This is a genomic window from Microbacterium neungamense (assembly GCF_024971095.1).
GTDB lineage: Bacteria > Actinomycetota > Actinomycetes > Actinomycetales > Microbacteriaceae > Microbacterium > Microbacterium neungamense.
On sequence record NZ_CP069717.1, the window covers coordinates 1694824 to 1719226 of the forward strand.

Genomic DNA, 24403 nt, shown 5'->3' on the forward strand with positions numbered 1-24403 from the left:
CCGGTGAGGAGAAGGATGGCCCGGTTCGTTCCTCGATTTGTCGCGTTCATGACGTCTCGTCCCTCCCCGCGGGCGGCAGCACCCGTGCCCGCACCTTCAACCGCGGCTCGGGCGCGTACCCGTTCAGTTCCTCCCCCGCGATCGAACGAACACGGGCCCAATCGATCACCTGCCCGGGCTCCGGGCGAACCGTCACATCCGCGGTGCGATGACCGATCCCCACGACCACCGCCCCTTTCGGAACATCGAGTTCACGCCGCACCCGCTCGGCGACCGCCGAGGCGATCACCCCGTTGTCCACGATCACCGCGTGCCCCGTGACACCCAGGGCATGCTTGGGGCGGCGCCCCGGGGTGACCGCGAACCACAACAGGACGAGCCCGACGATCGCGACCGCCACGGCCCCGGCGATGACCGCCGCGCGCGGTTCCGCTGCGGGCAGCTCCGCTACCCACGCGAGCGCCGCACCCGGCGCCGCCAGCAACGGGGCCGCCCCCACCAGGTGCAGGACGATCTCGACACCGGCATAAACAGCGGCGACCACGACGAGGCCGAGCACGACCACCGTCACCACTGTGCGCGGAGAATGCATCTCGCGGCGCACCACGCGCGTCATCACGGTGTTCGTCATCTACCTCACCCTCCTTCGCTCCGGAACCGTCGCACCCGTCACGGTGAACGACACCCGTCGAATATCGCGCCCGGTCAACCGACCGAGCTCGACACCGAGCACCGTCTGCATCTGCCGGAGCCGCTCGATCACCGTCGGCGCAGCACGGATGGCCTCCGTGTCGTCGAGGTCCGGGATCGGCAGCTTCGCCGCTACACGCACGGCGAGACCACCGCCCCACTCGGACACCTCAACATCCACGTCTGCCCGTGGCACGCCGATCGTGACCGCCGATGCCTCGCGAACGACCTTCTCGATCACCCGCTCCCGCACGTGCACCGATCCCCGAACCGCGGGGGCGGCTCCGGCCGGTGCCTCAACGGTCAGCGTGCTCATGACGAGACGCGCCTCCCCGTGAACACCCCGGCCAGGGCGCGGAGATCCAGCTGACCGGACACCACTCGCCCGGCCAGGGCACCGATACCCATCAGCAGCGCGACCAGCAGGAATCCCCAGAATCCGAAGGTCAACGCCGCGAAGGCGAGCACTGCGCCGACGAGGGCGCCGGTCAGCGTGGTGCTCATGAGACGCGGGACTCGCTGTCGTCGTCAGCGTCGTCGCTGGGCAGGTGCACGTCGTTCACGTCGATGTTCACCTCGACGACCTGCAGACCGACCAGTCGAGTGATCGCATCGGTCACAGCCTGACGGACGTTCTCCGCGACGTCCTGGATCGGCGCCGGGTAGTCCACCACGATCGTGATGTCCGCAGCAGCCTGCGTCTCGCCGACCTCGACCTTCACACCCTGCGTGAAGTCCGTTGCGTTCACCGCATCGCGGATCGCGCCCAGCGCGCGAGCTCCCCCGCCGCCCAGCGCGTGCACACCCGACACCTCACGGGCAGCGATACCGGCGACCTTCGCCACGACCCCGTCCGCGATCGTCGTACGCCCCGCCGACTCGGCCCCGGCCCCGTCAGGGACCCGCGCAGCCGAAGGTGCGCGGTCAACTCGCGACGCAGAGCCCGGCGCCTTGGCCGCAGGAGTATCCGGAACGGCCCCCTCAGCAGAAGCTGCCGTGTTCGTCTCATTCGTAGCCATCTGAACTACCTCCACAATCACGTAGCGCGGCACAGGACCGCACCATCCGACGAGCGAAGGACAACGCTCTAGGTGTACCCGGCCATGAGGTTGGTCCCCTCGTTGGGATTGTGAATGGGGAGGACCTCCGGGCTTAGTGGAGATATCTGACGTCTTCACGAAGCACACGGAGGTCCCATGGCCCACGCTAACGCCCGTCTGACCGTTCATGGCAGGCGGTTGATCATTGAACGTGCCCGAGCCGGCTGGAAGCAGGCGCACATCGCCGCGGCGATGGGAGTCTCACGTCGTTGCGTGAAGCGCTGGATCGAGCGTTACCGCGCCGAGGGCGAGGCTGGGCTGGTCGACCGTTCCTCGCGTCCGCACACCAGCCCGACGCGTACGAGTCCCGGGCGCGAGGAGGCAGTGCTCGAGCTGCGCCAGAGGGAACGCATCGGGCGTGAGGAGATCGCCGCGCGACTGGGCATGTCGGCTCGGACGGTCTCGCGCATCCTCGCCCGTCACGGCGTCCCGCCGCTGCGGGCACTGGATCCGATCACGGGGGAGGTGATCCGCGCGTCGAAGACCACCGCGGTCCGTTACGAGCGGGACCGGGCCGGCGAGCTGGTCCACATGGACGTGAAGAAGCTCGGCAAGATCCCGACGGCGGCGGCTGGAAAGCACACGGCCGCGCCAGCGGATCCATCCTGCGAGACCGGAACACGAAGGTCGGGTACGACTATGTCCACTCACTCGTCGACGATCACTCCCGGCTCGCGTACTCGGAGGTCCTGCCCGACGAGAAGGGAGCCACCTGCGCGGCGTTCCTGGAACGCGCGATCGCCTACTTTGCCGCCCACGGCATCCCCCGCATCGAGCGGCTCATCACCGACAACGCCTGGGCCTACAGGTTCTCGCTGCGCGAGGTCTGCGCCGCGCACGGGATCCGGCAGAAGTTCATCAAGCCGCACTGCCCCTGGCAGAACGGCAAGGTCGAACGCTTCAACCGCACCCTGCAGACCGAATGGGCCTACCGGCACGTCTTCCTCACCAACACAGACCGCACCGCAGCGCTTGCACCCTGGCTCGAGCACTACAACACTGGACGGCGCCACTCAGCCCTCGGAGGCCACCCGCCGATCACCCGACTGGCACCAACGTGATGACCCGGTACATCTAGGCGGATCATACCGGTCAACGCAATGGGTGCTGTGAGATGAAGTAGACATTGATCTCAGGAGGCATCGGTTGCAGGGCAAGCATGGTCATCGCAGTCGTGAGCAGAAGCAGCTCGCGCTCCGTCTCCACTCGAAGGGATGGGGACTCATCGACATCGCTCGCGAGATCGGGTGCACGGCGCCGATGGTCGGCCGCATGGCGCGGGAAGGGCGTCACCTCGACGGGAAACCGTTCGGCTGGGAGCCGCGCGAGGGTCATCACCCGGTCTTCGATCGCGAGGAGATACTCGTGGTCTCGCCCGCGGTGACACGCTCACTGCGATCGCGCGCAGCCTCGGGCGGGCGGTGTCGACGGTCAGCCGCGAGGTCAAGCGGGGCGGCGGACGCGAGGAGTACTCGGCGTGGCGGGCGCATGAGGACGCCCGGGAGCAGGCCCGCAGGCCGAAGCCGTTCAAGCTTGACGGTGGCCGGTTGCTCGAGACCGTGACAGCGCAGTTGAAGCAGCTGTGGTCGCCGCAGGAGATCGCTGCCCGCCTACGGTTGGAGCATCCCGACGACCCGGAGATGCACGTGAGCCACGAGACGATCTATCAGTCCCTGTTCGTACAGGGACGCGGGCAACTGCGCCGAGAACTCGCCCGCTGCCTGAGATCGGGACGCACGGCCAGGAAGGCGCGAACGGCAACGGATCGGCGCGGCCGTCTGCCAGGGATGGTCATGATCAGCGAGCGCCCCGCTGAGGACGAGGACCGTGCCGTTCCCGGGCATTGGGAAGGCGATCTCATCCTTGGTGAGAACAGCCGTAGCGCCGTCGGAATCCTCGTCGAACGCAGCACCCGCCTCACGCTCCTGCTGCATTTGCCTGATGGGAAGAGTGCAGACAAGGTGGAGGCCGCGGATGCGCGAAGCGATCACCGCGCTCCCGTCGTCGCTGGCGCGGACGATCACCTGGGATCAGGGCGCGGAGATGGCCAAGCACCTCAAGTTCACAGCCACAACCGGGATCCCGATCTACTTCTGCGACCCGCACTCCCCGTGGCAGCGGGGCAGCAATGTGAACACCAACGGGTTGCTACGTCAATACCTTCCGACGATCACCGATCTGAGCATCGTCACCCGCGCGGACCTGACCGCGATCCAGGACTCGCTCAACGGACGACCACGCAAGACGCTCGGCTATCTGACACCATCGGAGAAGTTCACAGCTCCCATTGCGTTGACCGGTTGAATCCGCCATCTCATTCGCCCGCCGCAACTCCGCGACCTCGCGCTTGAGACGCTTGATCTCCTCCTGCGCCTCGCTCGTCACGCCCAGCCGAGCGCCGGTGTCGACCTGCATCCGCCGGATCCACTGCCGCACCGTCTCCGGCGAGCCAACGCCGAGGAGCTTGGCGACGTGACTGATCGCCTGGTACTCGCTGTCGTGGTCCGGTCGCACCTCCGCGACCATCCGGACGGCGCGCTCGCGCAACTCGACCGGGTATTTACTGGGACGTCCCATGAGACTGATCCTTCCAAGGAATCCAGTCTCCGGACATGCCGGGGCGACTCACCCCCTACGAGCTGTACATGAACGCCAGCGACGAAGTCCGCCGACGCCTCAACCAGGCCATCTTCAAGCACATCTTCATCGACCACGACGAGATCATCGACCACGACCTCGAAGACCCGCTCGGAGACCTGTTCACCGTCCAGACGATCTACCACGCCAGCACCATCGGAGCACCGCCTGGCCGCCTGCACGACCTCGCCCAGGCCTCCTGGGCCAAGCACTACCAGACGAAGAAGAAGGGAGCCGCCCACATGGGCGACTCCCTTACTTCGTTGACCCTGGAAGCTCCTCCAAACCCGGCCCATAGGGTCGGTATTTGCAGTAAGCCTCACCTGGTCGGGCTGACAGGATTTGAACCTGCGACCCCTTGACCCCCAGTCAAGTGCGCTACCAAGCTGCGCCACAGCCCGTGGACGACCGCGCTCTCGCGCGGGCAACTCCCCTATCGTAGCCCACCAGGCAGAGCCCCGCGAACCGCGGACGGACGGGCGTGGCGCCGGATCGTTGCCCGAAGTCGGAGGCACCGCGTAGCGTGCTGACATGTCGAGGATCACGACTGAGAAGGCCACCATCGAGCGCTGGGACGACATTCAGCACTCGCTCACCGGCGGCGGCGACGGACGCAGCTGCCAGTGCATGTGGCCGATGCTGACGAACAAGGACTGGAACGCCACGAACGTCGACGAACGGCGCGCGATGTTCCACGACGAGATCGCCGCCGGACCCGCGCCCGGCCTGGTCGCGTACGTCGACGGAGAGGCAGCGGGCTGGATCCGCATCGGACCGCGCGACCGGCAACGGCGCATTCCTCGCACCCGGGCGATCGCGGCGGCCACGACCGAACCTTTCGGCGACCCCGGCGTCTGGTCGGTCACCTGCTTCGTGGTGCGCCGAGATCATCGCGGCAAGGGGCTCAACACCGAACTGCTCCGCGCGGCGATCGACTATGCGCGCGAGTCCGGCGCCCGCCTCATCGAGGCGTATCCCGTCGACACTTCCGAGGGCGAGCACCGCTCCAACGATCTCTTCCACGGCACGCTCTCGACGTTCCTCGCGCAGGGCTTCCATCAGGGTGCTCCGTTGACGCGGGGGCGCGTCCTCGTGACCCTCAATCTCAGGGATGACGCCGGACTTCACCCGCATCCCGCGCCTACGATGGACGGATGTTGCGCGAACGTGAGCCCGCCGATGAACGACAAGCCGGTCCGAGTGGACAGCTGGCTGTGGGCGATCCGCATCTACAAGACCCGATCGGCGGCGACCACCGCCTGCCGAGCGGGGCACGTCCGGGTCAACGGGGAACGGACGAAGGCAGCACAGACCGTCCGACCGGGCGACGAAGTACGCGTCCGCATCTCGGGCTTCGATCGGCTCCTCGTCGTGCGGCAGACGCTGTCGAAGCGGGTCGGGGCCCCGGTCGCCGTCACGGCGTACGAGGACCGCACCCCACCACGGGAACCTGTCGCTCTGGTCGCCGTGCGTGATCGCGGTGCGGGTCGGCCCACGAAGCGCGAGCGCCGGGAGATCGACCGTCTGCGCGGCCGCGACTCCTACCCCACAAGCGAAGATTTCTTCTAACTATTCTGTTGCTTCTTTCGTAGTTGTGTTCTAGTATGGGTTCATGGCAGGGACGGATCCTCTGGACTTCGAGCGGCGGACGGCGCTGCTGGATGAGTGGGTGCGGACCCGGGCCGAGATCGCGGCGCTGGAGGCGCGGGCGGCGGGGCTGCTCGCGGAGCGGATGCGGGTGATGGAGACCGATGCGGCCCGGTCGCCGGTGCATCGGGACGGGATCTGGCGGTCGATGGTCGCGGAGTACTCCGCCGCCGGTCGGCTTTCCAAGGGCAGCGTGGAGTACGCGTTCACGGACGCGTGGGCGCTGGCGGAGGACTTCCCCGCCGTACGTGAAGCGCTCCAGGATGGGCGGGTCACGATCGGGCATGTGCGGGAGATCGTGCGCTGCGCCGGTGCGGTGCACGAGGCGATCGGGCACGGCGCGGTCGCCCCGGGCACCCTGGCCCTGTACGAGGCGGCGGTGCTGGTGGTGGCCGAACAGGACAGCCCCGCCCGCACCCGCGCGCACGCCCGGCAGGTCGCCGCGTCCCTGGCCGGGCAGACCGTGACCGAACGGCACAGCAAAGCCCGCGCCGAACGCACCGTCACCATCCGCTCCGTCGGCGACGGCCTCGCCCTGCTCACCGCCGTCCTGCCCGAACACCTCGCCGCCGGCATCATGGACCGCCTCACCCAGATGGGCCGCCACCTCCTCCGCACCCACAAACCCACCAGAACCACCAAGGCGGCGGGAACCGCACGAGCCGGGGCGGGTGCAGGGACCACCGCAGCGGCCGGAGCCGGTGCGGCGGCGGGGACCGGGCGGCCGGGACCGCTCGATCCCGACCTTGGCATCGCCCTCCTGGACGCGCACGAGGACGAGCATGCCCTCACCGCCGAGGACTGGGCAGCCGTCGACGCTTTCCGCCGCCAACTCGACGAGGTTGATGGTGAGCACGACGAAGGATCGCTTCTTTCCGACAACGACGACGTCGATGACGACGGTGAAGACGAGGACGACGGCGGGATCGATGAGAAGGAATGGACGCGGATCTGGGAACAGATCCTCTCCGCCGACCCCGCACCGCTTCTCCCCGCCGAATCGCCCACGGTCGAGGAGACGCGCACGCTGGATCAGATCCGCGCGGACCTGCTCGCCGACCTCCTCCTGACCACGGATCCGGCCCAGGCCCGGGGCACTGCTCTGGACGCCATCACCGCCCGCATCCAGGTCACCATCAACGCCACCACCCTCCACGGCGACGACGACCACCCCGCCGAACTCGACGGCCACGGCCCCCTCCACCCCGACACCGCCCGCGCCCTCGCCGGCCGCACCACCGGATGGACCCGACTCTTCCTCTCGCCCACCGGCCTCACCACCCACACCGACACCTACACACCGACCGAGCCCATGCGACGGTTCCTCCGCGCGCGCGACCAACACTGCCGCTTCCCCGGCTGCCGCATGCCCGCCCACCGCTGCCAGATCGACCATAACCACGATCACGCCAAAGGCGGACCCACCGCGATCGGCAACCTCAGCCACCTCTGCCTGACCCACCACACCATCAAGCACCCCGATCTGCCTGACCACATCCGCTGGGCCGTCCGCCAGCTTCCTGATGGCACTCTGGAATGGACCAGCCCCCTCGGCCGCACCCACACCGACCGACCCCGAGCACGGGTCCTCTTCACCCCCAACCCCGATCCGGGTCCGGATGCCGACCCGGGTCCAGATCCAGACCGACGTTCAGATCCAGTCCTTGAATCCGATCCCGCGCGCCAGCGGCCCGATCACTGGCGACCCGCACCGGAACGAGAGCCCGCACCCTTCTGAACGGCCACCTCCAGTCCAGGGCTCTGAGCGTGCCCGCGTCTGAGCAGGCCGGCTCCGAACATGCCGCGCGTCCGAGCAAGCCCTGTCGAGCAAGCCGTGTCGAGCAAGCCGTCCGATCACGCCCGCGTCCGAACGTGCCCACGTCCGAACATGCCCGCGTCCGCACGATTGCGAACGCCTCATGGTTGAAAGGACCGTCAGTCCGGCAACTGGTCGAGCAACCACCCGGCCGGCATCACCGGCACCCCGGCGGCCTCGAGACGCCCCCGCAGTTCCCGGTCGCTGGTGACGCCCGTCACGCGGCGCCCGGCGTCGCGTCGCGCCACAGCCTCGCGCAAGATCGCGTCATCGCCGTGTCCGTCGGCACGCACCACACGGACAGCAGCGCCCCCGGCGAGCCCACCATCCGGACGACCGCTCGAAGCCGCCCCGGCACCGTCATCCATGCCCCGTGCGGCGCCCTCGACGACGAGGGACACCTCGGGGTACCACCGCTCCGCGTCCAGGCCGAGCGCGGCCCCCGTCACTCCGGCGTGCGTCCACCGGCGCAGACGCTCGCGCAGCCGCGTGGCTGCGCCGGCTCGATCCTTCCACCACCCGTCCGGAACCGATCCGACGACGTTCGCAGCATCCACCACGATCGCCGGCCGCACCTCGAGCAGCGGACGCAGCCGAGCCCAGGCATCCGCGAACCCGGGATGAAGCGGCCGCTCCGTCACCTCGCCGACGGGAACCCATTCCAGCGCGAGGCTCTCCGGGTCGCTGATCACCGGCTCGAACGGCTCCAGCACCTCCCCGACCACCGTCGTGTACGACCAGTACCCGAGATCGAACACGCTCGCGAACCAGGGCCGCACCGCCTCGTCCGGGATGCCGGCCTCCTCCTGCGCCTCTCGCACAGCGCCGTGCAGCGCGGACTCCCCCTCGTGCAGTGCACCCCCGGGCAGCGCCCAGGTCCCCCCGTAATGGCTCCACCCGACGCGGTGCTGCAGCAGCACGCCGCGCTCCGGGTCGACCGCCAGCAGGCCCGCCGCGCCGTACCGCCCCCAGTACCGCTCCCCCGACGGCGCGACCACCCAGGCGTCGCCGCTGTCCCGCGGCCCTTCCGGGCGCCGCGGCTCACCGGGCTGGGGAGGAACGATCGTCACCTCTCCAGCCTTTCACAGCCGCGGCGCCCGTGCCGCCGTCCGGATCGGACGCCGCGCATCAGTTCGCGCCCGGACGCACCTGCAGCCGACCGCGATCGTCAGCGCGCGGCGACCCCGGCGTTCAGCCGCGCCGCCGCCAGCTCCTCCGCCGCGGCGAGCGGGGTGATGCCGCGAGTCTCCGCGTCGTCCAGAATCCGGCGCACCGTGTCACCGATGCCCGCGACGCGCGCCATGATCTCCTCCGTGCTGCCGAGGTGCTTGGCCTCCAGGTCCAGGTAGATCACGCCTCCCGCGTTGACGACGAAGTCGGGCGCGTACAGGATGCCGCGCGCCGCCAGGCGGTCCGCTCCCGAGTGATCGGCAAGCGGGTTGTTCGCCGGACCGCACACCGCCTTCACGTCGAGCGCGTCGATGACCTCGTCGGTGAGCACCCCGCCGATCCCGGCCGGCACGAAGACGTCGGCGGGCACGAGGTGCTCGGTGCCGGGCTCGACCCAGGTGGCCCCGATCGCCTCCGCCAGCTCCTTCTTGGCGGGGTTCACATCTGTGACGGTGAGCACCGCGCCCTCGTCGGCGAGGCGCTTCGCGAGCCGCCCGCCCACCTGGCCCAGGCCGGAGATCGTCACCCGGCGGCCCGCAGGCGACGCGGATCCGGCGATGCGCTCGAACACCGCCTGCATGGAGGAGTACACACCGAGACTGGTCGGCCCGGCCGGCTCGCCCGACCCGCCGACCGTCGACGGAAGGCCCACGACGTGTGCCGTGCGCTCGCTGACCACGAGCATGTCCTCCGTGGTCGAGCCGACGTCCTCCGCGGTGCGGTAGAGACCACCGAGCAGTTCCACGGCGTCACCGAGGTCGAGGAAGGCGGCGCGCCGCCGGTCGGCGTCGAGCACGGTTCCCTCCGGCAAGCCGATCACGGACTTGCCGCCGCCGGCGTCCAGCCCCGCCGCCGCGTTCTTGAGCGTCATCGCGGCGGACAACCGCAGCGCGTCGCCCAGCGCGTCGCTCCAGTGCGGATACGTCCAGAGCCGCGCACCGCCGAGAGCGGAGCCCAGCACGGACGAGTGCAGCGCGACGGCGATGAACAGGCCGCTCCGAGACCCGGTGATCACCTCCACCCGTTCGTGCGTGAAATCAGGCAGGGGCAGGGTGTGGTGCGTCATCGCGTCCTCTTTCGGCGGGCCTTGTGGGCGTGCGCTGCGGATGCCGCGGTGTTGCGGCATCCGCATCCATTATCGCGCGCGGAGGGACCCTTCGACAGGCTCAGGGACCGTTCGACAGGCTCAGGGCCCGTCAGCCGAGGAGACGGGAGCGCTAGCGCTGGCGGCGCTCGCGGACCCGCATGTTGATGACGATCGGCGTGCCCTCGAACTCGTACAGCTCGCGCAGGCGCCGCTGGATGAACCGGCGGTACCCCGGGTCGAGGAACCCGGTCGTGAACAGCACGAAGGTCGGCGGACGGGTGGACGCCTGGGTGCCGAACAGGATGCGCGGCTGCTTGCCCCGCGCAGCGGGTGCGGATGCTCGGCGACCAGCTCGGTGAGGAACGCGTTGAACTTCCCGGTCGGGATGCGGCGGTCCCAGTTCTCCAGCGCCTTCTCCAGAGCCGGCACCAGCTTGTCCAGGTGACGTCCGGTCTTCGCGGAGATGTTCACCCGCGGCGCCCACGCGACGTGGGCGAGATCCTGCTCGATCTCCCGCTCCAGATAGCGGCGGCGGTCCTGGTCCTCGTACTCCGGCGTATTCAGCAGGTCCCACTTGTTGAACGCGAGCACCAGCGCGCGCCCGGACTCGAGCACCATGTCGATGATGTTGAGGTCCTGCACGCTGATCGACTGGCTCACATCCAGCACGACGACGGCGACCTCGGCCTTCTCCAGCGCCGTCGAGGTGCGCAGCGACGCATAGAAGTCGGCACCCTGCTGCAGGTGCACGCGGCGGCGGATGCCGGCGGTGTCGACCAGGCGCCACATCTTGCCGCCCAGCTCGACGACCTCGTCGACGGGGTCGCGGGTGGTGCCGGCGAGGTCGTTGACGACCACGCGCTCCTCCCCCGCGGCCTTGTTCAGCAGCGATGACTTGCCCACGTTCGGCCGGCCGAGGATCGCCACGCGGCGCGGTCCGCCGATCTCCTGCTTCGCGACCGCCGACACCTCCGGCAGCTTCGCCATCACGGCGTCGAGCAGATCGGCCACACCGCGCCCGTGCATCGCCGACACCGGGTACGGCTCGCCGAGCCCGAGGTTCCACAGCGCGGCGGCCTCCGGCTCCTGCCGCGCGTCGTCGATCTTGTTGGCGACGAGGAACACCGGCTTGCCGCTCTTGCGCAGCAGCCGCACGACGTGCTCGTCCGTCGAGGTGGCGCCGACCATGGCGTCCACCACGAACAGCACCACGTCCGACAGGTCGATCGCGACCTCCGCCTGCGCGGCGACCGAGCGGTCGATGCCGCGGGCATCCGGCTCCCACCCGCCGGTGTCGACGAGCGAGAACCGCCGGTCCATCCACTCGGCCTTGTACGTCACGCGGTCGCGCGTCACGCCGGGGGTGTCCTCGACGACGGCCTCGCGGCGACCGAGGATGCGGTTCACCAGCGCCGACTTGCCGACGTTCGGCCGCCCGACGATCGCCACCACCGGCAGCGCGGGGAGGTACTCGATGCCGTCCTCGCCGAGCACCGAGCCCTCGAGCAGCTCGGCGTCGTCCTCGTCGAGCTCGTAGTCCGCGAGGGAGGCGCGCAGCGCCTCGGCCCGCTGCTCGGCGAGGTCCTCGTCGAGCTCCGCCATCTTCTCGGCGAGATGATCGGGCGCGCCCTCGTACTCGTCCTCAGCCATTGTCCACTCCTCTTCCATCGCCGCATCGTCGCTCGATCACCGCGAGCACGGCCTCGACGGTCTGCGGAAAGTCCAGTGCGGTCGAGTCCACCACATCCACGCCCGGCGCGGCGGTGAGGAAGTCGACCACGGTGCTGTCGCGTGCGTCGCGCTTGTGCAGCGCCTCCGCGACGGCGGACGCGTTCTCCGCGCCCAGCTCGTTCGCCCGGCGCGCGGCGCGCACCTCGGGCGCCGCGGTCAGCAGGATGCGCACCGGGGCATCCGGTGCCACCACGGTCGTGATGTCGCGGCCCTCGACGACGACCGCCGGATACGGCGCCTCCGCGACGATGCGCCGGAACATCTCGTTCACCTGCACGCGCACCTCGGGCACGCGCGCCACGCCGCTCACCGCCGCCGACACCCGCGACTCGCGGATCGCGTCGGTCACCTCGGTGTCGCCGACGAGCACGCGGCGGTCGTCCGGGTCCAGTCCCTGCCGGAGCGGGAAATCGGATGCCGCGGCGCGCACCGCCTCGGCGTCCTCGGTGTCCGCGCCGCGCTCCAGCACGTGCCAGGCGAGAGCCCGGTACGCGGCCCCGGTGTCCAGGTAGCCGTAGCCGAGGCGGCGGGCGATCTCCTTCGAGACGCTGGACTTGCCGGACCCGGCCGGGCCGTCGATCGCGATGAGATCGACCGTGTGCTCATTCATTCGTGTCTCCCGCGATCCGCCATCCGCGCTGCTCCAGACCCTCGATCGCGCCGCGCAGCGCGGCCGGCTCGACGCTGATCTCGGCGAGGCCGAACTGCGCGCCCGGCGAGTGCTCGAGCCGCAGGTCCTCCACGTTCACGCCCAGCTCGCCCAGTTCGCCGAACAGCCGGCCGAGCTGGCCGGGGGTGTCGTCGACCATGACGACGAGCTTCTCGAACCGGCGGTTCTGGCCGTGCTTGCCGGGCAGCCGCTCCACGCCGTCGTTGCCGCGGCGGATCGCGTCGGCGACGGTGCGGCGGGCGCCTGCGGCCTCCGGCGCGCGCAGCGCCTCCGCCACCTCGCGCAGGTCCTCGGCGAACGCGTCGAGCACCTCGACAACCGGCTCGGCGTTCGCGCCGAGGATCTGCACCCACAGCTCGGGGGCGGACGCCGCGATGCGGGTGGTGTCGCGCACGCCCTGACCCGCCAGCCGCAGCGCGCCCTCGTCGGCGGCGGCGAGGCGAGCGGCGAGCAGGCTGGCGACCACCTGCGGCACGTGCGAGGTGAGGGCGACCGAGCGGTCGTGCTCCTCCGGGGTCATCTCCAGCGGCATGGCGCCGAGGTCGAGGGCGAGGTCCTCCACGAGCGCGAGGTCGGCCGGGCGGGTCTCCTCGTCGCGGCAGACCACCCACGGACGCCCGATGAACAGGTCGGCGCGGGCGGAGATCGCCCCGCCCCGCTCCCGGCCGGCGAGCGGATGCGAGCCGATGTAGCGGGTGAGGTCGACGCCGCGACGGCGCAGCTCGTGCAGCGGCTCCAGCTTCACGCTGGCCACATCGGTCACCACCGCATCCGGGTACCGCTCCAGCTCCGCCTCGATGACGTCGGCGGTCACGTCCGGCGGCACTGCCACCACGATCAGCGCCGGGCGGTCGTCGTCCCGCGCCGCACGGCCGGCGCCGTAGTCGATGGCGAGCCGCAGCTGTGCCGGCGAGGCATCCGCGAGCACCACGTCCACGCCCTTGGCGCGCAGCGCGTGGCCGATGCTCGACCCGAGCAGGCCGGCGCCGACGATGCGCACGGTCCCCGACAGGCGTGGGGCGACCTGCGCCGCACGCGCTCGTTCGCTCTCGCGCGACGGGATGGTATCGCTCACTCGGTCTCCTGCACGCTGCCCTGCTCGCGGCTCGACGACGCGTCCGTAGAGGGATCCTGGCGCGCGAGGGTCAGCAGCGCGCCGCGTTCGATCTTAGTCAGCTCCCTCGTCCTCCCCGCCGGGAGAGTTCCCAGGTGCAGCGGCCCGAACTGCCGGCGCACCAGCTCGAGCACCGGATGCCCGACCGCCGCCATCATCCGGCGCACGATGCGGTTGCGTCCGGAGTGCAGGGTCAGCTCCACCAGGCTGGACGGCCTGCCGCCACCGGAGGAGGTGTCCAGCAGCCGCGCCTTGTCGGCCGCGATCGGCCCGTCCTCGAGGTCGATGCCGCGGGTGAGCCGGGCGATCGTGTGCGGGGTGACGGTGCCTGCCACCTTCGCGATGTACACCTTGGTGACGCCGAAGGACGGGTGCGCGAGCACGTGCGCGAGCTCCCCGTCGTTGGTGAGGATGAGCAGGCCGCTGGTGTCGGCATCGAGCCTGCCCACGTTGTACAGCCGCTCCGGCCACTCCTTCGTGAAGCGGCGCAGGTCCGGCCGGCCCTTCTCGTCGCGCAGGGAGCTGACCACGCCGGTGGGCTTGTTCAGCATCACGTAGCGCTTCGACACGTCCAGCTGCACCGCGGTGCCGTCGACGTCGACGAGGTCGTGCTCGGGGTCGATGCGGGTGCCGAGCTCGGTGACCGTCCGCCCGTTCACGCGGATGCGGCCCTCGACGATGTACTGCTCGATCACCCGGCGGGAGGCGACCCCGGCGTTCGCCAGCGCCTTCTGCAGGCGGACGCCCTCAGCCCCGCCCTCGAGGCCCGTGCCGCCGCTCATCGCGCGATCACCTCGTCGAACCCGTTGGCCCCGTCGTCCAGCAGCGGGGAGATCGGCGGCAGCTCGTCGAGGGAGTTGATGCCGAGGTGCTGCAGGAAGGCGTCCGTGGTGCCGTAGTTGATCGCGCCGGTCTCGGCATCCGCGAACAGCTCCGTGATCAGGCCGCGCGCGAGCAGCGTGCGCACTACGGAGTCGACGTTCACGGCGCGGATCGAGGCCACCTGGCCGCGGGTGACCGGCTGCTTGTAGGCGATCACGGCCAGCGTCTCCAGCGCCGCCTGCGAGAGCCGTGCCGGCGCCTGCCCGCCGACGAACTCGGCGACGAGGTCGTCGTGGTCCTCGCGCACGTACAGCCGCCAGCCGCCGCCGACCTCGCGCAGTTCGAAGCCGCGACGCGGGCCGTCCCCGCCCCCGTCGTAGTCCGCCACGAGCCGCTCCAGGGTCTGCCGCACGGCGGGCACGGGCGCGCCGACGGCCGCGGCCAGGGCGACGAGGCCGATCGGCTCGTCCACGATCAGCAGGATCGCCTCGACGCGCTCGCTGAGCGGCGTCTCCGCGCGCTGGGTGGACCCTTCGACGGGCTCAGGGTCCGCAGCGAGCTCAGGGTCCGTGGCGGGCTCGGGGTCCGTGTCCATGGTCGCTCCTTCATCGGTCATAGTCGGCTCCCAGGGTCGCGAGCATCTCATCCGACCAGCTCTCCGCGCTCCAGCGCAGCGTGAGCTCCCCCAGCGGCTCGAGCTGCTCGAACGACAGCGCGGCGTGCCGGTACAGCTCCAGCACCGAGATGAACCGTGCCACGACGATGCCCGGCTCGGTCACCCCCGACACCAGCTCGCGGAAGGTCATCGACTCGGTGCTGCGCAGCAACGTCACAACGGTGGCGGCCTGCTCGCGGATGCTGACCAGCGGCGCGTGCAGGTGGTCGAGTCCGACCGTGGGGATCTCCTTGGGCGCGAAGGCCAGCACCGCCAGCGCGGCGAAGTCCTCCTTGCTGAGCGTCCACACCAGCTCCGGGGTCTTCCGGCGGTGCTTCTCGTCCAGCGGCACGGCGCGCACGTGCCGGCGCTCCTCGCGCTGCAGGCAGCGGGCGAACCAGACGGACACCTCCTTGAAGGCGCGGTACTGCAGCAGGCGGGCGAACAGCAGGTCGCGCGCCTCGAGCAGCGCGACCGCCTCGGCGTCCACCAGCTCGCCCTGCGGCAGGAGTCCGGCGACCTTCATGTCCAGCAGCGTGGCGGCGACCACGAGGAACTCGGAGGCCTGCTCGAGCTCCTCGTCGCCGTCGAGCTCCTTCAGGTAGGAGATGAACTCGTCGGTGACCTTGCTCAGCGACACCTCGGTGATGTCGAGCTCGTGCTTGGAGATGAGGTTCAGCAGCAGATCGAACGGGCCGTCGAAGTTGCCGAGCGAGACGCGGAAGCCGGTATCGGACGCTGAGCCTGTCGAAGCGTCCGCTGAGCCTGTCGAAGCGTCAGGCCCTTCGACGGGCGCAGGGGCGGACCCGGAAACCCTGTCAGGCGACGGCGCCACGTGCGACCAGCTCCCGCGCCAGTCGCAGGTACGCCTGGGCGGCGGCGTGCTCCGGCGCGAACTCGGTGATCGGAACGCCCGAGACCGAGGCATCCGGGAACTTCACGGTGCGGCCGATCACGGTCTCCAGCACGTCGTCGCCGAACGCCTCCACGACCCGCTCCAGCACCTCGCGGGAGTGCAGGGTGCGCGGGTCGTACATCGTGGCGAGCAGCCCGTCCAGCGTGATCGCCGGGTTCAGCCGGTCGCGCACCTTGTCGATCGTCTCGATGAGCAGCGCGACGCCGCGCAGTGCGAAGAACTCGCACTCGAGCGGGATGAGCACGCCGTGCGCGGCGGTGAGGGCGTTCACCGTGAGCAGGCCGAGGGACGGCTGGCAGTCGATGAGGATGACGTCGTATTCGCCGGTGACCTGCCGCAGCACGCGGGACAGGATCGTCTCGCGGGCGACCTCGTTGACCAGGTGCACCTCGGCCGCGGAAAGGTCGATGTTCGCCGGGATCACGTCCAGCCCGTCCACCGCGGTGTGCACGATCGCGTCGTGCGCGTCCCGCTTGGTGTCCAGCAGCAGGTCGTAGATCGTGGGCACGTCGTGGGTCTGGATGCCCAGGCCTGCCGACAGCGCGCCCTGGGGGTCGAAGTCGACGGCGAGCACCTTGCGTCCGTACTCGGCGAGGGCGGCGGCGAGGTTGATCGAGGTGGTGGTCTTGCCGACCCCGCCCTTCTGATTGCACAGGGCGATGATGCGGGCCGGCCCGTGCGAGTCCAGGGGCGCCGGAATGGGGAAGCCGTTGTACGGGCGTCCGGTCGGTCCGATCGGGGTGTCGCCCTTCTTGGTCCTCGTCTTCGCCGCGTTCTCCGCCACCGGTTCTCCTGCTCCCTCGTGCTTGGTCGATTGTAGCGACCCGCGTCCGTCGATCCCTGACGGTGTGCGGCGATCCGCCGCATCCGCCTCCCGGCGGGCGACGGACGCGGCGCTCAGCGGGCGCGCGGATGCGAGGTGGCGTAGACGTCGCGGAGCGTGTCGACCGAGACGTGCGTGTAGATCTGCGTGGTGGCCACCGAGGCGTGCCCGAGCAGCTCCTGCACCACCCGCACGTCCGCCCCGCCCTGCAGCAGGTGGGTCGCGAAGGAGTGCCGCAGGGTGTGCGGCGAGACCTCCGCGCTGATCTGCGCGCGGGCGGCGGCGTCGCGGATGATCAGCCACGCGCTCTGCCGGGACAGCGGGGCGCCCCGGGCGCCGAGGAACAGGCGCGCGGTCGCCCTGCCCTTCGCCGCCAGCGCCGGGCGGACCCGGGTGAGGTAGGCGTCCACCGCGGCGCGCGCGAAGGAGCCGACCGGGACGATCCGCTCCTTGTCGCCCTTGCCCCGCAGCCGCAGCACGTCCCCGTAGGCGAGGTCGTCCACGTCCAGCGCGACCGCCTCCGACACCCGCGCTCCGGTCGCGTACAGCAGCTCCAGCAGGGCGCGGTCGCGGATGCCGATCGCCTCGTCGGCGGGGGGTGCGGCCAGCAGCCGCTCGACTTGGTCGATGGTGAGGGCCTTGGGCAGCCGCTTCGGGGTCTTCGGCGGCCGCAGCCGGCCGGAGGGGTCGTCCGGCTCGATGCCCTCGCGGGCGAGGAAGCGGTGCCAGCCGCGCACCGAGGACTGCAGGCGGGCCAGGCTCGTCGCCGCGGGCGGCGGCTCGGCCCCGGCCCGCTCGGCGACGAACGAGGCGATGACGGATGCGGTGACCTCGGCGGTGTCGCCGATCCCGCGCTCCGTCAGCCAGTCGCGGTAGCCGTCGAGGTCGCGTCGGTAGGCGGCGACCGTGTGGGCGGACAGGCCGCGCTCGATCGTGATGTGCCTCAGGTAGGCGTCGATCGCGCGGTCGAGCTGCACGCTAGGCCCCGCCGGCTCGCGTCCCGCCCTGCGCGCTTCCGGACGCGGATGCCCCGCCGTCGGTACGCGTGGCGCCGAGCCGGCGCTCCGCGGCGAGGACGCCGATCGAGAGCACCGCGTTGCGCATCCGCCCTTCCAGCACCGCGTCGGCCGCCTCGCTCAGCGGCACCCAGGCGACCCGGATGTCCGCCTCCTCGTCGATCCGGCTGTGCACGGCATCCACGCGCGCGAGCCCCGTGGCGAGGAAGACGTGGATGATCTCGCTGTTCCCGCCCGGGGTGGTGTACGTCGACAGCAGCGGCTCCCAGTGGGCGGCGACGATGTCGGCCTCCTCGGCCAGCTCCCGCTGCGCGGCGAGCAGCGGCTCCTCGCCCTCCACGTCGAGGAGTCCTGCGGGCAGCTCCCAGTCGCGGCAGCGGATCGGATGCCGGTACTGCTGGATCAGCAGCACCCGCCCCTCGTCGTCGAGGGCGACCACGGCGACCGCGCCGGTGTGGTCGACGTACTGGCGGCGGATCTCGCCGTCGCCGTAGCGCACCCGGTCGTCGCGGACGTCCCACACCGCTCCGCGGTACGCGAGGGTGCTCTCCAGCACCTCCGGCTGGAACGGCTCGTCACGCAGACCGGCGGCCGAGGCGGCGTCACTCATCGTCGCGGAACAGCTCGCTGGCGCGGTGACGCTCGATGGCCGCGCCGACCAGCCCGCGGAACAGCGGGTGCGCCGCGGTAGGCCGGGAGCGCAGCTCGGGGTGGGCCTGCGTGGCGATGTAGAACGGGTGCACCTCGCGCGGCAGCTCGACGTACTCCACGAGGTCCAGCTCCGGGTTCAGGCCGGAGAACACCAGGCCTGCCTCCGCCAGGCGGTCCCGGTACGTGTTGTTCACCTCGTAGCGGTGGCGGTGGCGCTCGGAGGCGACCGCCTCGCCGTACAGCTCGCGCGCGAGCGAGCCCTCCGCCAGTGCCGCCTCGTACAGTCCGAGGCGCATGGTCCCGCCCAGGTCGCCGCCGTCGAGGATCTCGACCTGCTCCGCCATGGTCGCGATCACCGGCTCGGAGGTCTCCGGGTCGAACTCGGTCGAGGAGGCGCCCTCGATGCCGGCGACGTGGCGGGCGTACTCGATGACCATGCACTGCAGGCCCAGGCACAGCCCCAGGGCGGGGATGCCCTGCTCGCGCGCGAAACGCAGCGCGCCGAGCTTGCCCTCGATGCCGCGGATGCCGAAGCCGCCGGGCACGCAGATGCCGTCCAGGTCGGCCAGTGCCTTCGCGGCGCCCTCGGGCGTCTGACAGGTGTCGGAGGGGATCCAGCGGATGTTGACCTTGGTCTCGTGCGCGAAGCCGCCGGCGCGGAGCGCCTCGGTCACCGACAGGTACGCGTCCGGCAGGTCGATGTACTTGCCGACCAGGCCGATGGTCACCTCGGTCTTCGGGTTGTGCACGGCGTGCAGCACCCGGTTCCAGCGCGTCCAGTCCACCTCGCCGGCCTGCAGGCCCAGCCGGCGCACGATGTACGAGTCCAGGCCCTGCTCGTTCAGCGTCGACGGGATGTCGTAGATGCTGGGCAGGTCGACGGTGTTCACCACGCCCTCGGCATCCACGTCGCACATCAGCGCGATCTTGCTGCGGTTGCTCTCGCTCACCGGCCGGTCGCTGCGCAGCACGAGCGCGTCCGGCTGGATGCCGAGCTGACGCAGCGCGGCGACGGAGTGCTGCGTGGGCTTGGTCTTCTGCTCGCCGGAGGCGCCCATGAACGGCACCAGCGACACATGCGCGAAGAACACGTTGTCGCGGCCGAGCTCGTGACGCAGCTGACGGGCGGCCTCCAGGAACGGCTGCGACTCGATGTCGCCCACGGTGCCGCCCACCTCGGTGATGATGACGTCGGGCCGGGGCTCCTCGGTGGCCTGCAGCCGCATCCGGCGCTTGATCTCGTCCGTGATGTGCGGGATGACCTGCACGGTGTCGCCGAGGTACTCGCCGCGGCGCTCCCGCGCGATCACCTGCGAATAGATCTGCCCGGTGGTGACGTTCGCGGCCTGGGACAGGTTGATGTCGAGGAAGCGCTCGTAATGTCCGATGTCGAGGTCGGTCTCGGCGCCGTCGTCCGTGACGAACACCTCGCCGTGCTGGAACGGGTTCATGGTGCCCGGGTCCACGTTGAGGTACGGGTCCAGCTTCTGCATCACGACGCGCAGTCCGCGCGCGGTGAGCAGGTTGCCGAGACTGGCGGCCGTCAGGCCCTTTCCGAGCGAGGAGACGACACCGCCCGTCACGAAGATGTGCTTGGTGGTCTTGTCCCCGGCCGAGGGGCGGGCGTCCGCGCGAGAAATGTCCGTCACGGGCTTCCATGCTATCAGCCCGCACCCTCGAACGGGCTGATCGTACGGTCAGCCGCGCGGCGCGGCGACCGCGAACCGCTCCAGCTCGACAGGCCCGCCGAGCCCGCGCACGGACACCCGTTCGCCGGCCTTCACGTCGGTGAGATCGGTGAGCACCGACACGCCTCCGTCGGCGAAGATCTCCACGGAGGAGACATCCAGCCAGGCCGTGAACGCCAGCCGACGGCCCGCGCCGACGGGCATCCGCTGCACGGTCCGGAAGGCGTCCGGGAAGGCCGTCCCCGCGCCGGTCCGGTCGTGCGTGAGGACGCCGGACTCCGCGTCGTACGCGATCCGCACGCCCCCGTTCCCGGCGTCGTCGTGCCCGAGCACGATCTACCGCTCGTGATCGTGAACGGCTCCTCGTCACTGGAGCATCCGAACGTGCTGCCCGCGGAGCGGGAGGCCGGCGCGGCGGTGGTCCGCCACCTCCTCGAGCGCGGGCACCGCAGGATCGGCATCATCGGCGATCTGCCGGAGATCGTGGCCGGAGCTCGCGCACGAGCGGGTGCCGATGCCGCTCATCGTGCGGGAATCCGTCCGCGACCTGCGCTGAGGCGCAGCCGGGCGGGTCTCAGCGGGGCGGGTCTCAGCGGGGCAGGTCGAGCAGCTCGCGGGCGTGCGTGAGCGCGGCATCCGAGTCAGTGAGACCCGACAGCAGCCGCGCCATCTCCGCCTCGCGCTCCTCGCCTTCGAGGCGGCGGACGCTGGAGGCCGTCACCACGCCGTCGTTCGACTTCACCACGGACAAGTGGTTCGTGGCGAACGCCGCGACCTGCGCCAGATGCGTGACCGCGATGACCTGCGACGTCTCGGCGAGCCGTGCCAGCCGGCGCCCCACCTCGATCGCCGCGGCGCCGCCGATTCCGGCGTCCACCTCGTCGAACACGATGGTCGGCACGGGGTCGGTGCCGGCGATCACGACCTCGATCGCGAGCATGACGCGCGACAGCTCTCCGCCGGAGGCGCTGCGCGCCACGGGACGCGGCTCGGCGCCCGGGTGCGGGGCGAGCAGGATCGCGACGTCGTCGCGGCCGTGGGAGCTCTCCGCGCCGGGTGCGACGCGCACCTCGAGCCGGGCGTCCGGCATGGCGAGGGCGTGCAGCTCCTCGGTGACGGCGGCGGAGAGGCGCTCGGCCGCGGCGGATCGAGCGGCGGTCAGCGCGGCGGCCGCCTCGTCCAGCGCGGCGCGGGCGGCGTCGCGTTCGGCCTGCAGGCGCTCGATGCGGTCGCCGTCGTCGTCCAGTTCGGCGAGCCGGGCCGATCCGGTCCGCCACACCTCCAGCGCCGTGTCCAGCGAGCCGTGCTGCCGGATGAGGGTGGCCAGCGCCGCGCGACGCTCCTCGACGGCGGCGAGCTCGTGCGGCCCGGTCTCGTCGAGGTCGGCGAGGTAGGCGGAGAGCTGGCCGGCGAGGTCGGCGGCGCGGTACCCGATCTCGGCGACGCCCTCTGCGATCGCGGTCAGCTGCGTGTCGGAGGAGCGCTCCAGGGCGCGTCGCGCCTCGGCCAGCAGGCCCTGCACGTCCGGGGCGTCGTTCTCGCTGGAGAGGGCCTCGTGGGCGAGGGCGGCGGCCAGGCGCAGCTCCTCGGCGTTGCTGAGCCGCTCGGCGCGCTCGGTGAGGGCGACGTCCTCCCCCGGCTGCGGGTCGATCGCCTCGATCTGCGCGAGGTCCTCGCGCAGGCGGGCGGCCTCCTCGGCGCGGCGGTCGCGGTTCTCGGTGAGGTCGGCGACCGTGGCCTCCAGCTCCCGCCACCGGGCGTAGGCGTCCGCGTAGACGGCGCGGGGGCCGGTGACGGCCGCTCCTCCGAATCGGTCGAGCGCGTCGCGCTGCGCGGCGGCGGATCGCAGCCGGAGCTGTTCGGACTGGCCGTGCACGACGACGAGCTCGTCGGCCAGGGCGGAGAGCACGCCGGCCGGAGCCGGGCGACCGCCGACGCTGGCCCGGCTGCGCCCTTCGGCGGTGAGCGTGCGCGAGACGTACAGTTCGGCGGCGTCGCCGGCGGGTTCGAGATCGCCGCCGGCATCCGCGACGATCTCGGCGACGCGCCCCTCCGGCGGGACGACCCAGACGCCGGCGACGGATGCCTGGGCGGCGCCGGCGCGCACGGCGCCGGAGTCGGCGCGAGCGCCGAGGAGCAGGCCGAGCCCGGTGACGACCATGGTCTTCCCGGCGCCGGTCTCGCCGGTGACGGCGGTGAAGCCGGGCCCGAGGGGCAGCACGGCGTCGTCGATCACGCCGAGGCCGCGGATGCGCATCTCGTCGATCACGCCGACGCCCCCTGTCCGCGCCAGCCGGTCACCGGGAGCTGGAACTTGCGCACCAGGCGGTCCGTGAACGCGGCCGGATGCAGCCGCGCCAGCCGCACCGGCTGGGAGGAGCGGCGCACGACGACGCGCGCGCCCGGCGGCAGCTCGTGCGAACGCCGTCCGTCGCACCACAGGATGCCGGTGCCGTCGGTCCGCTCGAGCATCTCGATCGCCACGGCCGCTTCAGGGCCGACCACGAGCGGCTTGGCGAACAGGGCGTGGGCGGAGAGCGGCACCAGCGCGATGGCCTCGACCGACGGCCAGATCACCGGACCGCCGGCGGAGAAGTTGTACGCGGTGGATCCGGTCGGCGTGGACACCACCATGCCGTCGCATCCGAAGGTGGACAACGGGCGGCCGTCGATCTCCACGACCACCTCGATCATCCGCTCCCGGCTGGCCTTCTCCACCGTCGCCTCGTTGAGCGCCCAGGTCTCGTAGACGACCGCGCCGTCGGCGTCCTTCACCCGCACGGACAGTGCGAGCCGCTCCTCGACCTCGTAGTCGCGTGCGATGACGCGGTGCACCGCGTCATCCATGTCGTCCCGCTCGATCTCGGCGAGGAATCCGACGTGACCCATGTTGATCCCGAGCACCGGCGCACCGGTGCCCCGGACGAGCTCGGCCGCGCGGAGGATGGTGCCGTCGCCGCCGAGGACGATCGCGAGTTCGAGCGCCGACGCCTCGACGTCGGCGCCGAGCACGTCCACGCCGCTGAAGCGCGGGTCGACGGCGCCGAGGTCCTCCCGGTCGCCGGGGGCGACCACGGGGCGGGCTCCGGCTGCGCGGAGTGCTTCGACCACGCGCAGCGCGGCGGCCACGGTGTCGTCCCGGTGGGCGTGGGCGACGACCAGGATGCTGCGCTCGTTCATCGTCCTCCTGCCAGCTCGTCGATCCGCTTCGTCCATTCTGACGGATCCTCGCCGCGGCCCGGAGCGAGGTGCACCAGGTACTCGGCGTTCCCGCGGGTGCCCAGGATCGGAGAGGGCAGGATGCCGAGCATGCCCAGTCCGGCATCCCACGCGCTCCACACCGTGCGCGCGACGGCGTCGGCCCGGGTGGCGGGATCGGTGACCAGCCCGCCGCGCACCGCGGTGCGTCCGACCTCGAACTGCGGCTTGACGAGCAGCACCACGTCGGCATCCGTCGCCGCCACCGCCGCGACGGCGGGCAGCACGAGCTCGAGCGAGATGAAGGAGAGGTCCCCCGTGACGAGGTCGGGCGCCGCTGATTCGCCGGTGGCGGCGGCGAGGTTCTCCGGGGTCATGTGCCGGACGTTGTAGCCCTCGACAGCGACGACGCCCGGGTCCGCCGCGACGGATGCCGCGAGCTGACCGTGCCCGACGTCGACGGCGAGGACGCGCCGGGCGCCGCGCTCGCGGAGCACCTGGGAGAAGCCTCCGGTGGAGGCTCCCATGTCGAGGGCGAGCCGGCCCGCGACCGGGATCCGGAACCCGTCGAGCGCGGCGATGAGCTTGTGCGCGGCGCGGCTGACGTACTGGTCGGCGCCGTCGACGGTGAGCCGTGCATCGTCGGACACCTGCAGGGACGGCTTCACGGCGGGGCGCCCGTCGACGCGCACCATGCCGTCGGCGATCAGCGCCGCGGCATGGGTCCGTGAGCGTGCGAGGCCGCGGGCGGCGAGTGCGGCGTCGAGGCGGGTCACCGTGGCCCGCTGTCGAGGCGCTTCATCAGCTCGTCGTGCAGCGCGGAGTACGCCTCGGCGCGCGCGGCCAGCGGCTGGCCTTCGATGAGGCGAAGGCGACTCCACAGCGCGTCCGTGGGCTCGTCGACGCGGCGGGCGTCGGGCTCGGCGGTGTCGTCCATCCGTCCACTGTATCCCGCGCTGCGAGGGCGGGCGG

The 24403-nt window shown here is 71.2% G+C and carries 26 protein-coding genes, 1 tRNA gene and 5 pseudogenes; 7 read left to right on the forward strand and 25 right to left on the reverse strand.

From position 1 onward, the window contains the following. Positions 1-46 precede the first annotated feature (46 nt). Genes JSY13_RS08175 through JSY13_RS08190 form a run of 4 tightly spaced genes read right to left on the reverse strand, consistent with a single transcriptional unit; the run spans position 47 to position 1709 of the window. Positions 47-631: a DNA/RNA endonuclease G gene (locus JSY13_RS08175; RefSeq protein ID WP_259608258.1), complete on the reverse strand. Its 585-nt coding sequence runs from the start codon at positions 629-631 to the stop codon at positions 47-49. Then, entirely contained in the window at positions 632-1006 is a 375-nt protein-coding gene (locus JSY13_RS08180; protein ID WP_259606230.1) for an NTP pyrophosphohydrolase, read from the reverse strand. It lies immediately after the preceding gene. Beyond that, positions 1003-1194, reverse strand: a complete 192-nt coding sequence (locus tag JSY13_RS08185; RefSeq protein WP_259606231.1) for a DUF2273 domain-containing protein — start codon at positions 1192-1194, stop codon at positions 1003-1005. Before JSY13_RS08185 ends, JSY13_RS08180 begins: the two co-directional genes overlap by 4 nt. Beyond that, positions 1191-1709 (reverse strand): Asp23/Gls24 family envelope stress response protein, encoded by a 519-nt coding sequence (locus JSY13_RS08190; protein WP_259608167.1) that lies wholly within the window; start codon positions 1707-1709, stop codon positions 1191-1193. Before JSY13_RS08190 ends, JSY13_RS08185 begins: the two co-directional genes overlap by 4 nt. Before the next feature lie 177 nt (positions 1710-1886). Between JSY13_RS08190 and JSY13_RS08195 the strand changes: the two are divergent. Then, positions 1887-2851 (forward strand): annotated as a pseudogene (locus JSY13_RS08195) (IS481 family transposase). Between the two features lie 31 nt (positions 2852-2882). Here the strand turns inward: JSY13_RS08195 and JSY13_RS12710 are convergent. After that, positions 2883-3125 (reverse strand): hypothetical protein, encoded by a 243-nt coding sequence (locus tag JSY13_RS12710; RefSeq protein ID WP_432806397.1) that lies wholly within the window; start codon positions 3123-3125, stop codon positions 2883-2885. Here JSY13_RS12710 and JSY13_RS12715 point away from each other — a divergent pair. After that, positions 3038-3673: pseudogene (locus JSY13_RS12715) on the forward strand (IS30 family transposase); the annotation flags it as partial. The gene JSY13_RS12710 and the pseudogene JSY13_RS12715 overlap by 88 nt on opposite strands. A 58-nt stretch (positions 3674-3731) precedes the next feature. Continuing rightward, on the forward strand, positions 3732-4094 hold the full coding sequence (locus JSY13_RS12720; protein WP_432806398.1) for an IS30 family transposase: 363 nt from the start codon (positions 3732-3734) through the stop codon (positions 4092-4094). Positions 4095-4100: 6 nt separating this feature from the next. Here JSY13_RS12720 and JSY13_RS08205 read toward each other — a convergent pair. Further along, positions 4101-4367: pseudogene (locus tag JSY13_RS08205) on the reverse strand (transposase); the annotation flags it as partial. 68 nt (positions 4368-4435) lie between these two features. On the opposite strand from JSY13_RS08205, the gene JSY13_RS08210 reads away from it, so the two are divergent. Further along, a complete protein-coding gene (locus JSY13_RS08210; protein ID WP_259606232.1) occupies positions 4436-4789 on the forward strand; it encodes a hypothetical protein in 354 nt (117 codons plus the stop codon). Here JSY13_RS08210 and JSY13_RS08215 read toward each other — a convergent pair. Further along, positions 4752-4828, reverse strand: a tRNA-Pro gene (locus tag JSY13_RS08215). The two genes, JSY13_RS08210 and JSY13_RS08215, sit on opposite strands and share 38 nt — an antisense overlap. Positions 4829-5063: 235 nt before the next feature. Here JSY13_RS08215 and JSY13_RS08220 point away from each other — a divergent pair. The 3 genes and pseudogenes from JSY13_RS08220 to JSY13_RS08230 form a co-directional block, all read left to right on the forward strand. Further along, a pseudogene (locus JSY13_RS08220) lies at positions 5064-5426 on the forward strand (GNAT family N-acetyltransferase); the annotation flags it as partial. A gap of 180 nt (positions 5427-5606) precedes the next feature. Beyond that, on the forward strand, positions 5607-5996 hold the full coding sequence (locus JSY13_RS08225; protein WP_259608168.1) for an RNA-binding S4 domain-containing protein: 390 nt from the start codon (positions 5607-5609) through the stop codon (positions 5994-5996). Between the two features lie 43 nt (positions 5997-6039). Then, a complete protein-coding gene (locus JSY13_RS08230; RefSeq protein ID WP_259606233.1) occupies positions 6040-7812 on the forward strand; it encodes an HNH endonuclease signature motif containing protein in 1773 nt (590 codons plus the stop codon). Between the two features lie 197 nt (positions 7813-8009). Here the strand turns inward: JSY13_RS08230 and JSY13_RS08235 are convergent, their stop codons facing one another. The 18 genes and pseudogenes from JSY13_RS08235 to JSY13_RS08320 form a co-directional block, all read right to left on the reverse strand. Then, positions 8010-8960 carry an NUDIX domain-containing protein gene (locus JSY13_RS08235; RefSeq protein WP_259606234.1) on the reverse strand — a complete coding sequence of 317 codons (951 nt, stop codon included), beginning with the start codon at positions 8958-8960 and terminating at the stop codon, positions 8010-8012. A 98-nt stretch (positions 8961-9058) separates the two neighbouring features. Continuing rightward, complete coding sequence (locus JSY13_RS08240) at positions 9059-10126, reverse strand: Glu/Leu/Phe/Val dehydrogenase family protein (protein ID WP_259606235.1); 1068 nt, start codon at positions 10124-10126, stop codon at positions 9059-9061. Positions 10127-10277: 151 nt separating this feature from the next. Continuing rightward, positions 10278-11797, reverse strand: a pseudogene (gene der / locus JSY13_RS08245) (ribosome biogenesis GTPase Der). Next, the gene (cmk, locus tag JSY13_RS08250; RefSeq protein ID WP_259606236.1) at positions 11790-12488 is read right to left on the reverse strand and encodes a (d)CMP kinase; all 699 of its coding nucleotides are present in this window, start codon (positions 12486-12488) and stop codon (positions 11790-11792) included. The pseudogene der and the gene cmk overlap by 8 nt, the downstream one beginning before the upstream one ends. After that, positions 12481-13623, reverse strand: a complete 1143-nt coding sequence (locus tag JSY13_RS08255) for a prephenate dehydrogenase (protein WP_432806399.1) — start codon at positions 13621-13623, stop codon at positions 12481-12483. The genes cmk and JSY13_RS08255 overlap by 8 nt, the downstream gene beginning before the upstream one ends. Further along, entirely contained in the window at positions 13620-14444 is an 825-nt protein-coding gene (locus JSY13_RS08260) for a pseudouridine synthase (protein WP_259606237.1), read from the reverse strand. The genes JSY13_RS08255 and JSY13_RS08260 overlap by 4 nt, the downstream gene beginning before the upstream one ends. Next, on the reverse strand, positions 14441-15079 hold the full coding sequence (scpB, locus tag JSY13_RS08265; RefSeq protein WP_259606238.1) for an SMC-Scp complex subunit ScpB: 639 nt from the start codon (positions 15077-15079) through the stop codon (positions 14441-14443). The genes JSY13_RS08260 and scpB overlap by 4 nt, the downstream gene beginning before the upstream one ends. Positions 15080-15089: 10 nt before the next feature. Beyond that, on the reverse strand, positions 15090-15974 hold the full coding sequence (locus JSY13_RS08270) for a segregation and condensation protein A (RefSeq protein WP_259606239.1): 885 nt from the start codon (positions 15972-15974) through the stop codon (positions 15090-15092). Continuing rightward, a complete protein-coding gene (locus JSY13_RS08275) occupies positions 15958-16839 on the reverse strand; it encodes a ParA family protein (protein ID WP_259606240.1) in 882 nt (293 codons plus the stop codon). The genes JSY13_RS08270 and JSY13_RS08275 overlap by 17 nt, the downstream gene beginning before the upstream one ends. Before the next feature lie 113 nt (positions 16840-16952). Beyond that, entirely contained in the window at positions 16953-17855 is a 903-nt protein-coding gene (gene xerD / locus JSY13_RS08280) for a site-specific tyrosine recombinase XerD (RefSeq protein WP_259606241.1), read from the reverse strand. 1 nt (position 17856) lies between these two features. Next, positions 17857-18504 carry an NUDIX domain-containing protein gene (locus tag JSY13_RS08285; protein ID WP_259606242.1) on the reverse strand — a complete coding sequence of 216 codons (648 nt, stop codon included), beginning with the start codon at positions 18502-18504 and terminating at the stop codon, positions 17857-17859. Next, a complete protein-coding gene (gene pyrG / locus JSY13_RS08290) occupies positions 18497-20194 on the reverse strand; it encodes a CTP synthase (RefSeq protein WP_432806400.1) in 1698 nt (565 codons plus the stop codon). The genes JSY13_RS08285 and pyrG overlap by 8 nt, the downstream gene beginning before the upstream one ends. Positions 20195-20242: 48 nt before the next feature. Then, positions 20243-20566 carry a GH32 C-terminal domain-containing protein gene (locus tag JSY13_RS08295; RefSeq protein ID WP_259606243.1) on the reverse strand — a complete coding sequence of 108 codons (324 nt, stop codon included), beginning with the start codon at positions 20564-20566 and terminating at the stop codon, positions 20243-20245. Between the two features lie 33 nt (positions 20567-20599). Beyond that, the gene (locus tag JSY13_RS08300; RefSeq protein ID WP_259606244.1) at positions 20600-20758 is read right to left on the reverse strand and encodes a hypothetical protein; all 159 of its coding nucleotides are present in this window, start codon (positions 20756-20758) and stop codon (positions 20600-20602) included. A 64-nt stretch (positions 20759-20822) separates the two neighbouring features. Beyond that, positions 20823-22502, reverse strand: coding sequence for a DNA repair protein RecN (gene recN, locus JSY13_RS08305; protein WP_259606245.1), 1680 nt, complete (start codon positions 22500-22502; stop codon positions 20823-20825). Next, positions 22499-23413: an NAD kinase gene (locus JSY13_RS08310; RefSeq protein WP_259606246.1), complete on the reverse strand. Its 915-nt coding sequence runs from the start codon at positions 23411-23413 to the stop codon at positions 22499-22501. Before JSY13_RS08310 ends, recN begins: the two co-directional genes overlap by 4 nt. Next, a complete protein-coding gene (locus JSY13_RS08315; protein ID WP_259606247.1) occupies positions 23410-24207 on the reverse strand; it encodes a TlyA family RNA methyltransferase in 798 nt (265 codons plus the stop codon). The genes JSY13_RS08310 and JSY13_RS08315 overlap by 4 nt, the downstream gene beginning before the upstream one ends. Beyond that, a complete protein-coding gene (locus JSY13_RS08320) occupies positions 24204-24368 on the reverse strand; it encodes a hypothetical protein (protein ID WP_259606248.1) in 165 nt (54 codons plus the stop codon). The genes JSY13_RS08315 and JSY13_RS08320 overlap by 4 nt, the downstream gene beginning before the upstream one ends. Between the last annotated feature and the right edge of the window lie 35 nt (positions 24369-24403).